Genomic DNA, 11,437 nt, shown 5'->3' with positions numbered 1-11,437 from the left:
GCGTTGGGGATGAGGAGCTGCCAGCCGCCGCGATACTCCGAGAGCCAGTCGAGCTTGGCATCACCATAGGTGCGACTTTGCGACGCCCTCACCGGGGCCATCCAGTCGTCGAAAGCAAGGATCGGATCACCTTCGAACTCGATTTGTTGGATCTCACCCCCCAACGACTCGTTGATCGTGACCACCAGTTGGTGGTTCGAGACCGTGATCATCAGACATGCTCCTGTCGGGCGACGTGCCGAATGCCGCTAAGGGAAGGCTCAGCGCCAGCGAAGCGTACTCACCTGGTGCGACAGCGATTCGCTCATTGCGACAGCCCTCACGGGGTCGAGCGACCGGGGGTCGCCGCATCAAACTGGGATCACCGTCAATCTGATGGCTACCGCTACGCTTGAGCATGTTTCCCCTGCTCAAATGATCTTGCCCCGAGGTCTGTATTCTTCATGACGACGTCATCGCAATGCGAGAGGAAGCGTGCCATGGATCTGGAAGAACCGCAGATCACCGCTGAGACCAACTCCGATGGAGTGCGCCCGCCGGCGTCGTACGCCAAAGGGTTCCCACTGGGTGGGGGCGCGCCAACCGGATGGTCCGTCTTCGACACTGACGTGCCCTACCCCGTTGCGATCATGTTCGAGTCGGCGATCGAGCACAACAGCACGACGATGAAGCGATTCTGCGAGCGCAAGGGCGTGTCGCTCGCTCCTCATGGGAAGACGACCATGGCGCCCGCGCTGTTCCGCCGCCAACTCCTCGACGGAGCCTGGGCCATGACCGCCGCGACGACCTGGCAGGCCATGACCATGCGCGAGGCCGGCGTGGAACGGGTGCTGATCGCCAACGAGGTCGTCGTCCCAGGCGAAATCGAATGGCTGGCCAACTCACTCGACGAGGGATTCGAGGTCTACTGCTACGTCGACTCGGTCGAGGGTGTCGACATCATGGACCAGACGTTGGAGCACATCCAGCCGGCTCGCCCTTTGCCCGTATTGGTCGAAATGGGGATTGCCGGTGGGCGAACCGGTGTGCGCACCGTCGCCGAGGGCCTCCTCGTCGCTGCTGCAGTGGTTCGGTCACCACACCTGGTCCTGTCCGGAACAGCTGGGTTCGAGGGTATTCTCGGGCCGTGCGACGGTCGAAGCGCCGAGGAGCGGGTCGACGAGTTCCTCGACCAGGTCGTTGCACTGACCCACGCCGTCGATGCCGAAGGATGGTTCAATGCGGCCGATGAAGTGATCGTCAGCGCCGGTGGCAGTGCCTACTTCGACCAGGTCGTCGACCGCTTCTCGCACGTCGACATTGATTCCCCGCTGCGGGTCGTGATCCGCAGCGGCTGCTACATCAGCCATGACGACGGCGCGCTGCACCAGGCTTCCCCTCTGGGAGCAAACCCGCGCACCGAGCACCACGATCAGTTGTTGCCCGCCATCGAGGTCTGGGGCGTCGTGCTGTCTCGGCCCGAAGCCAGCCGAGCATTGGTCGGTATCGGCAAACGCGACGTTTCGACCGATGGTTTGTTGCCGGTCCTCAAAAAGATCCGCCGCCGTGGATCGACCGAGGTCGAGATGGTTGCTGGGGATCGGGTCGTCGAAATCCACGACCAGCACGCCTTTCTGGACCTCGACCCAAACGAATCGCTCGGTGTCGGAGATCTCGTCGGCTTCGGGATTTCGCATCCGTGTACGACCTTCGACAAATGGCGTTCGATCCCGATCGTCGACGATGACTACCGGGTCGTAGAAGTGGCCGAAACTCGGTTTTAGCGACGCGGCGGAGCGCCTAGTACTCGGCGTCGCGCTCGTAGGGAAACATCGGCCGACGCCGGTGCGAGTAGTTGAGTGCGTTGATGTCGGCGCTCGTACACCCGGGGGTGTTCAGCCAGATCATCTCGGCCGCGAGTGGCTCGTAGGTCGCCCGCGGTGAGTGGACACCTTTCGCCACGATGATCGGTTGCGTCGTCGGATCGAGCCCGGCGCTGATGAGTTCTTGCCGACTGGTGTTGCCCCTTGGCTTCGATGTGAGGAGCACCATGTGGTCGTCGTCGGTGTGGACCAGCGCCCTCGGACCGGCGTCGTAGAACCGAAATCCGCCGTGTGTCGGTCCGGCATCCTCGAACTTCCCGTCGTCGAGCATCTGCACCGTCCCACGAATCGCGACTGGTTTCCCGTGCAGATCGTCCGTCTTGCCACCGACGTCGAGTTCGACCGTTGCGCCGACTCCGGCATCGGCGCACAGGGCGACCGACGCGGGGTCGCACAATGAATGGAACAACCCTGTCACCCCGAGTCGTTGAGCCGCAGCGAGCACATAGGTGGAATCGGCGGGGCTCCCGCCGCCGACATTGTCGCCGACATCCAAGAGCACGACCGGGTGCGCCTCGGCCTCGGCGGCACGATGGAGTGCGATGTCGATATCGACCGCGTTCCCTTCGAGCTCGGCACGGATCTCCCAGGTTGCGCGAGCAAGCTCGCGTGCGATCTCGCGGGCCAACTCGGGATCGTCGTCGGTGACCGCCAGGAACGCCATCCCCATCTCCTCCACATCGGCGTAGGGAAACCCCTCGGCGATGCTGACCGAGAGCACGCCGGGCCGACTTGCGGCCTCGTTCGCCAATGCGCACAGTTCCTTCATCGGTGAATCGCTCGTGCCCTGGCGCAAGATGTTCACCGCCAACGGTGGAGTCTCGAGAGCCATCACCGGGTGAATCTCGCCTCGCACGACCCTAAAGATCAGGTCTGCGCACTGACGGGCGCGCAGCCGAGGATCGACGTGTGGGTTGGTCAGGTAGATGTTGACGACGGTGGCAGCGTCGACCATTCGATTCGACACATTGGCGTGCATGTCGTAGGTGACACCGATCGGGACATCGGCACCGACCAGCCTTCGCACGCGTTCGAGGATTTCGCCGTCGGCGTCACGATGCACCTCGGACGCTGCGGCGCCATGCAGGGCCAGGAGCACCGCATCCCACGGACCTCCTTCATCAAGTGCCGCCAATAGTCGGCTGGCGATGGTCTCCAACGCCTCCGAGGTGATCGTCCCCATCGGATTGAGGTCGAAGTACAGCAGCGGAACGAGTTCGACGTCTGCGTCTGCGGCGGCCGCCTCGATGAAGCCCGCCAGTGTCGCCTGCGACTCGGAGTACTTGGCAATCAGCTCGTTGCCTTGGTCGGGGCCGCTCGCAAGGAACTGCTCGAGGCTCGCAGATACCGGAGCGAACGTGTTCGATTCGTGGTGAAAGCCGAGGGTGGCGACGCGCATAGGGATCCTTTGGTCGGCAGAGCTAGTCGGCAGAACCGACCGACGGAACGGATGAGCGACTCGAGAGTCGACGGAGCACTTGTCCGGGCCGATCGTGGCCGATCGTTCCATCTTCCAGAACGACACGGCCGCAGACGATCACCACGTCAATACCCGTCGGCGGCTCGGCACGTTGACCGAACTCCGAGTTGTCGATGACGGTCGCTGGATCGAACACGACGACATCAGCGACCGCTCCAACGGTGAGTGTCCCCCGGTCGGTCAGACCCAAGCGTCGTGCCGGCTCGGCCGTCATCTTCCGGACGGCATCGACCAGGTCGAGCACGCCTTCGTCCCGGGCGTACATACCGAGCACGCGGGGGAACGTGCCGAAGTTGCGTGGATGCGGGCACGCCGTTGGTTGCTCGAGGGGAATCGCATTGCCATCGGATCCGATGACCGACAGCGGATGTGCAACAAACTTCGCGACGTCCTCCTCGCTTCGGTAGAACAATACGACCTGCAGTTCGTTTCCATACCGTTCGCACAGCTGGAGCGTCAGCTCATACGGCTCGATCCCTTCGCTGTCGGAGAGCTCTTCGAGCGTCTTCGTAATGCCATACCCATCGGGGCAGCTGCTGACGACGAAGCGGTCCCACAGCCACGGAATCCCGCCGAACCAACCTTCGGCCATGTCAGCAAGGGCACGTTGACGTTGGTCCGGATCTTCCAGACGGGCTCGCATCGCTTCGGTTCCGCCCGCTTGCAGCCAAGGTGGAAGGTACTGCGTCAACGATGACGAGGAGGCCACGTACGGATAGACGTCGAAGAAGATGTCGATGCCTTCGTCGCGTGCGGCGTCGAACATGGCCAGCAGTTCCGCTCCATGGCCCCAACGATCCGGCCGGTTGATCGCGAGATGGCTGAATTCGACGGTCACCCCGGTCCGTCTGCCGATCTCGATCGCCTCGGCAACCGATGCGCGTTCGTCGGGGGCGATCGCCCGGGCATGGGTGGCATAGAGCGCGCCGTGGGAGGCGAGAACGCGGGCCAATGCGGCGACCTCGTCGAAATCTCCGTACGAACTCGGGACGTGGGTGAGCCCCGTACTCATTCCGAAGGCCCCTTGTTCCAGAGCGCGATCGAGGTCGCGCTCCATTCGGCTGAGTTCATCGGCGGTGGCCGGCCGTTCGTCGACGCCCATCGCCGCCACTCGGAGCGTGCCGTGACCGGCAAGCGGTGCAACATTGATCGCGAGCCCGCGTTCGTTCAACGCGTCGGCATACCCATCGAAGTCGGTCCACCACGGGGTGATCGGTGCTGTGGCTCGGGCGAGGTGATCGGCGTGGAGGTCGAGTCGTTCGGGTTCGATTGGGAACGCTGCGAACGAGCAGTTGCCGACGACCTCGGTGGTGACCCCCTGACGCAGCTTGCTCTCCCCGATGCCGTCTTCGATCAGCGTCAGATCGGAATGGGTGTGGATGTCGATGAAGCCCGGGCACACGACCCGGCCGGCCGCATCGATGGTTCGAACCGCCGTCGCTTCGGTTGCGATCGTCCCGATGGCGGTGATCCGGTCACCGGTGATTCCGAGGTCGCCCGTCCGGGCGGGCCCGCCTGATCCATCGATCAGCGTCGCGTTGCGGATGATTACGTCGAACACGCCGTTCCTCGCTTGGGGGTGAGCACAGTGCTCACATGACCGTAGCACAGCAATGAAACGGTGAATCCAGTAGATGGATGTGGGTATCGTGGACTGGTGACGAGGCGACCGGAGGCCGATCCCCACCCCGCCGGGCATCCGAACGAATCGGCAAACGATCAGCCTGCCCCTGGGTGGGCCACGCCCACCAGCAGCAGCCCGCCCACGATCGCCAGCGCTCCGGGCTCGTACGATCAGGTCGTCGACAAGCTACGGCACCAGCTTCGCCGCAACGCCGACCCAGATGCTCTGGTGACCGGCCACATCGCGGTGCTAGGCCCCGGCACGGCGAGCGAACGCTTGATGGTCCAGGCCAAGTCCCGCGTCGACGCCGCCGGCGTGGTACTCAACTTCCACCAGTCGTATAGCCCGGCCGATACAGAGGCCGACCGGCGTCAGTACGGAACCGATCCACTCCTCCATCTCGCCGAAATCGGTTGTCTCTACGACAACGTCACGTGGGCGCACGCCAATCACCTCACCGGCGAAGAGTGTGACGCCGTCTTGCGCCATGGAACGATCATCGCCTGGGCGCCTGCGGCCTCGATGATGTGGAGCCACGGCGGTTGTCTACATGGTCGTCACGCCGAGCTGTGGCGGTGCGTCGCCAACGTCGCCCTCGGTTCGGATTCTCCGAACTGGCCAACACTTTCGACCTGTTCCGACGGGCTTCGCTGGCAATGTTGACCGCTCTCGATGCACACCAGGACCGGACGTACCTCGTGGCCGAAGATGGTCTCTTCATGGCGACCCGCGGCGGTGCCAAGGCAACCGGGATGGACACTCAGATCGGTCCGCTCGCGGCCGGCAAGCGCGCCGACATCGTCGTTCACACGCCGCGACGCGCCGAACTCGTACCGATCACCGACATGGTTCGCAAATTTGATGTACGCCTCGGGTTCGAAGTCGGTCCACACCGTGGTCATCAACGGCAAGGTGATTCTCGACGGTGGCGAGTTTCTAGGACTCGACGAGGCCGACCTGTTCGATGCCGCCGCGCGTCACATTTGCTGCTCGCTCGAATGGGTAAGACCGTCGAGCCGAACCAGTTCGGGCCACGGCGGGACGGAGTGCCAACTTCATGAATGACCAGGTGGACATCAGCCTACAACCTGAGCAGTTTCGTGAACTCGAACGCACGTTGGTGGAGTGGGACGAATTCCGCGTGTCGACGTTCCGCTACAGCACCGGAGTTGCCGGGCTGCGAGTGACCAACGCGGTTGGCGAAATCGAATTCCTCCCGTTCCAGGGCCAGCAGATCTGGCGGGCGGAGTTCCTCGGTCGACCGCTGACGATGCGCTCGATGTTCGACGAGCCGAACCCCACCACCGAGTATCTGGCGACCTACGGCGGCTTCTTCATCCACTGTGGGGCGTCGGCGATGGGTAGCCCCAGTGCCGCCGATGGCCACGCTCTGCACGGTGAGCTGCCGAACGCCGCGTACCAGCACGCCGGGCTCCACCTCGGCACCGACGGTAACGGGTCGTACCTTGCGATCACCGGGACACTTGAACACGCGATTGCCTTCACCCACCGCTACGTGGCCCGGCCCACGATCCGATTGCGTCCCACCAGCACTCGGATGACGATGCAGCTGGACATCGAAAACCGCGGCGCCCGCCCGATGGAGCTGATGTACCTCGCCCATATCAATTTCGCGCCAATCGACGGGGCAACAATCCTCGACACGGTCCCGCCGGGGCCTGCGTACACCCGTGTGATCCATTCCGATCAGACGCTCGCCGAGACCTCGGTCGCGTATCGAGACATGCTGACCCATCACGCCGACCATCCCGACAGCCACCGCACCCTGACGGCCGGTCAAACGTTCGAGCCCGAGATCGTGTTCGCCGTTGACTGTTCGGCAGACGTCACCGGGTGGGCAACCACGATGCAACTGCACCCTGACGGCACGTCGGATTTCGTGCGCCATCGCCCCGACCAACTCGATCATGGGATCCGATGGATCTCCCGCGGTGCCGACCAGGAGGCGCTCGGCATGCTGCTGCCTGCGACCGCCGAGCCCGGCGGCCACCTTGCCGAGTTGGCCAAGGGCAACATGCGACAGCTCGCCGCGAGCGAAGTCGCCCACTACACGATCGAGTTCGGAGCCCTCGACGGCGCTGCGACCGCCGAAATGGTGGCCGAGGTGGCCGCCGTGCGAGCTGGCTGGCGATGAGCATGGTGCCGCGGATTACCGTGATCGGCACCGGCCGTTTCGGGCAACAGCATCTGCACGCCTACCGCGCACGAAACGTCGACATCGTCGGCGTCGCCGATCGAGACGGCCCACGCGCTGCCAGCATCGCCGCACGGTTCGGGATCGGATACTCCACCGACGACGGTTACCGCCTGATCGACGAGCTTCGACCTGACGGCGTGTCGATCGCGACCGACACGGATTCACACGTCCCCCTCGCCAACTACGCCGTCGCCCGCGGTATTCGGGTGCTGCTGGAAAAGCCGGTCGCGGGCTCGTCGGCCGACCTCGATCGGTTCGTTCCTGCAGCACATCAGCTGGTGCTACCCGGCCATGTGCTGCGCTTCGAGCCCGTCCATCAAGAATTGCGGCGAGTCGTCGCCAGCGGAGCGATCGGCCGGGTGATCGGGATCTCAGCGAGCCGCGACCGTGCCGCCTGGCACTCGCAGGCCTACAGCGACGGGCACATAGCGCTGCTCACATGCGTCCACGACATCGACCTGGCCGGGTGGTTGAGTGGCGGACGAGCGGTCACCGTGACCGCCCAGACGCGGACCTCGTTCGAAAACCGCGCAGGCGGCCCCGTCCTGGTGTTCGGGCACGTCTCAGCCGATGACGGCTCGGTCTGGTCGATACGGTCGGCCTGGCTGCTGCCCGACGGGAGCAGTTCCGATGTCATCGAGGTCTACGGCAGCGCGGGCACGGCCACACTGCGAGCGAACGCCGCCGAGATCTCACTGAGTTGGCCGACGCCGACCGAGCAGGTGCTGGTGGTCGCGACGACCGAGGCAAGCGGTTTGTCCGACGAGATCGACCACTTCATCTCCCTCGTGAACGGTGAGCCGGTTGACCCAGTGATCACCCTCGCCGACGCCGTCCACGCCGTGCGAATCGCCGAGGCGATGATGACCTCGGCGCAATCTGGCGGCGCGATCATCGACTTCAACTCCAGAGAAGGACCTCACGCATGACCATCGCCCAACCGAGCGACATTGTGCTCGCCGTCGACGCGCACCTGCACGCCCAGCGAGCCGAACTCGAGGGGTTCATCGGCGAGCTCGTCGGGATCAACAGCCAGATCCCCCCGTTCGGCGATGAGCGCCAGATCGCCGGGTTCCTCACCGACGCAGCAACCCGGCTCGGCCTGCCGGGCGGTGACATTGTCGCCCGCGACCCTCATCGACCCAACGTGCTGATTCGATCCGCTGGCAGCGGCACCGGCCCACGGCTCATGCTCAACGGCCACATCGACACGAAGCCGGTCGGCGATGCCGGCCACCTCTGGAACACCGACCCGCTCGTCGCGACCCGTATCGGTGACGACATCTTCGGGCTCGGCGTCAGCGACATGAAGGCCGCCATCGCGGCGATGCTCTATGCCACTGCCGCGATCAAGGCGTGTGGCATCAGCCTCACCGGTGACGTGCTGCTGGCGTTCGTTGCCGACGAGGAGGCCGGTGCATCTTTCGGGTCGCGGTTCCTCGCACCACAGCTCGCCGGGCAGATCGACGCCTGCCTGATCGGCGAACCGTCCGGCTGGACGAAAGATTGGGAGGGCATCCATCTCATCTCGCGCGGGTTGTGCGGCTTCTTGGTTCGGGTGCAGGGCACCCAGATGCACAGCAGCCTCACCGACCGCATGCCGTCAGTGAACGCCAACATGGAAATGGCCCGGTTGATGCTGGCGCTCAAGCAGGACTACTCCCCCGCGCCGATCGAGCACCCGCTCGGCCCACTGGCGCAGACACTCAACGTCGGTGTCACCACCAAGGGCGGCGTGTTCTACGGCGTCGTGCCCGGCAACGCGACGTTCGGTTGCGACCTGCGGACCGTGCCAGGGGTGACCGAAGAGAGTGTGCACGCCTTCCTCGACACCTGGGCCGAGCACAACACGACCGTGGGCGGTCCAACCGTCACGATCGAGTACGACGACGTGCTGTGCTGGATCGCCAGCTCCGAGATCAGCGTGGATCACGCTCTCGTTGAAGCAGCGTGCTCTGCCACGACAGATGTCCTGGGAACGGCCCCACCGCTGTCGGTGTTCCCCGGCACCACGGACGCGCCTTGGTACGACGCGGTCGGGATCCCGACCCTGCCCTCGCTCGGTCCCGGCATCTTGACCTACTGCCACGGCCCCAACGAGTTCGTGCGCGCCGAGGCGATACACGAGGCCGCCCGCATCTACGCCCGGATCCTTCTCGATTTCTGCGGCGTGCAGCGTTAGTCGAACTTTCGGATCCACGCGGAAGCAGGAGATTCTTCATGCCATCGGACCTCACCCTTGCCGCCACCGCACGGAGCAGAACGACTCGACCGCGCCTTGCAGCTCTGCTCATCACCTATGGCGACGGCAGCCATGGGATGGCGATCGTCAACGACTTCCTCGAGGGTTTAGATTTTGGCGATCACGTGGACGCGCCTCGATGCGATCTGGCCGCCATGCATCTCATGGAGATCGCAGCGGACGGTGTGATCGGGGGACCAGACATTGGCGTTTCGATGGCCGCCAAACACGATGTCCCCTTATTCCACTCTGTTGCTGCTGCGCTCCGTCGAGGTGGCAGCGAACTGGACGTCGACGGCGTGGTCATCATCGGTGAAAACGGTTCCTGGCCCGAAGACCAGCGCGCACGGTTGCTGTACCCGCGCCGTGAGATCTTCGACCAGGTCGTCGGTGTCTTCCGCCAAGCGGGTCGATCCGTTCCCGTGTTCAAGCAGCCCGCCGTGGGCGCCATTCGACCCACCAGTCCCGCTCCCGAACGGCGACGTCATCGACGACGTGGTCGTGATCGGCACCGACGCCCCGTTGGGACGGTACGGCAGCCAGATGCTCGAGGTCGGTCAGTCGATAGCGGAGCGTCGCGATGGCGGCGAGGTCGGCGTGGCGGGAATTCGCTGCACCGTTGGTACCGAGGGGCTCCAGCGCCTCGCGCAGGTCTCCCCGGATTTGATTGCCGGCGCGCTCGCTGCCGGTGATCTCTCCCCCGACCTGTCCGCATCGTGGGGTCCTGGTTGCCACGTCATCGAAGTCGAATACCGCATTCGGTTCGGTTGACCGTGATCATGCTCGACCCTCACGATCGAGAGCGGGTCGCCATTGTCTAACGGACGCGTGGATCGGCTGCTGTCATTTCGATTGGCTACGGTGCCGACTCCCCTCCACGCCTTCGCCGTTTCTCGTCTCTGGTGCGAGCGATTGAGGACCTGATGATGACCGGGAAGCCGCCCACGGCGCCTGAGCGCGTCGTCTTGACCTCGGGCCTTCTTGCGTACGCGTTCGAGAGCGCTGCCCAGGGTGGTGCTTGGATTGCGACACCAGACCTCGATATCGGTACAACCCGATTCAAGTTCCAACGGCCTTGCATTGAGTGCTGCTCTGACGCCGCAGCGGTGCCCACCTCCGTCATCGAGCTGGTCCCGTCGAACTCTCGGTTGCAGGAAGCCGGTAAAAGCTCTGTGCATTCGTGCGGAAGACCGCCCGTTCCTCGGCGACGGACAGATTTATGATAGAGCGCGAGACTTGAAGCCACTCGTCGTATGACGATGCAAGAGTCAGCGGCGGCCAGTCGCTGCCGAACAATACGCGCTCGACGCCGAACACCGAAAACGCGTGGTCGACGTACGGTTTCAGGTCGGCTGGACGCCAGGTTGCGTGATCGGCCTCGGTGATGAGACCTGAGAACTTAGCGACAACGTTCGGGCGTTCAGCGAGGCGCGCGAGATCGCGTGACCAGGGGTCCAAGGTTCCCGAGGCGATGGGCGGTTTGCCGAAGTGATCGAGAGCGAACTGCACCTCAGGTGCTGCATCGACCAATTCCATGACTTCGCCGAGCTGGTGCCAGTCGATACAGAGGTCGAACGAAAGGTCTCGACCCGCCAAGGACCGCACGCCGTTCGTGATAGACGCAGTGAAGCCGACTGCCTCGCCCTTGAGGAGTCTCCGGATGCCCTTCACCCGCGGATTTTCGCCGTACTCGTCGAGCAGCACTTGGGCTGTCGGGTCCTCGAGTGCAGCGAAGGCCACCACACCCGTGATGCGAGGGTCAGCTTCGGCGAGGGCCTCTACCCATGCGACTTCAGCCTTTGCCTGTTGTGGGGCGCATTCGCTCTGCACGAAGACGATGTGATCGACGTGGGCATTCCCAACCAGATACGGAACCTGGTCGGGTAGGAACCGACCCGCCAGTTGCTCGATTCCGTCGAGCCACGGGTAGTCGAGCAGCTCGTCGTCCCAGAAATGGACGTGGCAATCCACGACAGAAAGCGCTGGCGTGTCTTTCATAAGAATGCTCCTT

At 64.1% G+C, this 11,437-nt stretch carries 11 protein-coding genes and 1 pseudogene; 8 read left to right on the top strand and 4 right to left on the bottom strand.

From position 1 onward, the window contains the following. A partial coding sequence (locus ACESNG_RS16630; RefSeq protein WP_373069841.1) for a hypothetical protein occupies positions 1-212 on the bottom strand: 212 nt, incomplete at its 3' end. Between the two features lie 417 nt (positions 213-629). Between ACESNG_RS16630 and ACESNG_RS16625 the strand changes: the two genes are divergently transcribed. Then, entirely contained in the window at positions 630-1,763 is a 1,134-nt protein-coding gene (locus tag ACESNG_RS16625) for an alanine racemase (protein ID WP_373069839.1), read from the top strand. Between the two features lie 16 nt (positions 1,764-1,779). On the opposite strand, the gene ACESNG_RS16620 is transcribed toward ACESNG_RS16625, so the two are convergent. Continuing rightward, the gene (locus tag ACESNG_RS16620; protein ID WP_373069837.1) at positions 1,780-3,261 is read right to left on the bottom strand and encodes a M81 family metallopeptidase; all 1,482 of its coding nucleotides are present in this window, start codon (positions 3,259-3,261) and stop codon (positions 1,780-1,782) included. Between the two features lie 22 nt (positions 3,262-3,283). Next, complete coding sequence (locus tag ACESNG_RS16615) at positions 3,284-4,903, bottom strand: amidohydrolase family protein (RefSeq protein WP_373069835.1); 1,620 nt, start codon at positions 4,901-4,903, stop codon at positions 3,284-3,286. Between the two features lie 291 nt (positions 4,904-5,194). Here ACESNG_RS16615 and ACESNG_RS16610 point away from each other — a divergent pair, with 291 nt between their 5' ends. The 7 genes and pseudogenes from ACESNG_RS16610 to ACESNG_RS16580 all read left to right on the top strand — a co-directional run bounded on the left by ACESNG_RS16610 (position 5,195) and on the right by ACESNG_RS16580 (position 10,197). Further along, positions 5,195-5,629, top strand: a complete 435-nt coding sequence (locus ACESNG_RS16610) for a hypothetical protein (protein WP_373069833.1) — start codon at positions 5,195-5,197, stop codon at positions 5,627-5,629. Beyond that, a pseudogene (locus tag ACESNG_RS16605) lies at positions 5,623-5,769 on the top strand (amidohydrolase family protein); the annotation flags it as partial. The gene ACESNG_RS16610 and the pseudogene ACESNG_RS16605, both read left to right, overlap by 7 nt. A gap of 91 nt (positions 5,770-5,860) precedes the next feature. After that, positions 5,861-6,031, top strand: a complete 171-nt coding sequence (locus ACESNG_RS16600) for a hypothetical protein (protein WP_373069843.1) — start codon at positions 5,861-5,863, stop codon at positions 6,029-6,031. Further along, positions 6,024-7,121 carry a DUF4432 family protein gene (locus ACESNG_RS16595; RefSeq protein WP_373069831.1) on the top strand — a complete coding sequence of 366 codons (1,098 nt, stop codon included), beginning with the start codon at positions 6,024-6,026 and terminating at the stop codon, positions 7,119-7,121. Before ACESNG_RS16600 ends, ACESNG_RS16595 begins: the two co-directional genes overlap by 8 nt. Before the next feature lie 20 nt (positions 7,122-7,141). After that, positions 7,142-8,113 (top strand): Gfo/Idh/MocA family protein, encoded by a 972-nt coding sequence (locus tag ACESNG_RS16590; RefSeq protein ID WP_373069829.1) that lies wholly within the window; start codon positions 7,142-7,144, stop codon positions 8,111-8,113. Continuing rightward, positions 8,110-9,366, top strand: coding sequence for a M20 family metallopeptidase (locus tag ACESNG_RS16585; protein WP_373069827.1), 1,257 nt, complete (start codon positions 8,110-8,112; stop codon positions 9,364-9,366). The genes ACESNG_RS16590 and ACESNG_RS16585 overlap by 4 nt, the downstream gene beginning before the upstream one ends. Before the next feature lie 450 nt (positions 9,367-9,816). Next, a complete protein-coding gene (locus tag ACESNG_RS16580; RefSeq protein ID WP_373069825.1) occupies positions 9,817-10,197 on the top strand; it encodes a hypothetical protein in 381 nt (126 codons plus the stop codon). Between the two features lie 348 nt (positions 10,198-10,545). On the opposite strand, the gene ACESNG_RS16575 is transcribed toward ACESNG_RS16580, so the two are convergent. Next, positions 10,546-11,437, bottom strand: an 892-nt coding sequence (locus ACESNG_RS16575; RefSeq protein WP_373069823.1) for an amidohydrolase, incomplete at its 5' end; no start/stop codon positions are given.

The organism is Gemmatimonas sp. (assembly GCF_041689975.1).
In the GTDB taxonomy this organism is placed as follows: domain Bacteria; phylum Gemmatimonadota; class Gemmatimonadetes; order Gemmatimonadales; family Gemmatimonadaceae; genus Gemmatimonas.
This window is presented reverse-complemented; position numbering and strand designations above follow the sequence as displayed.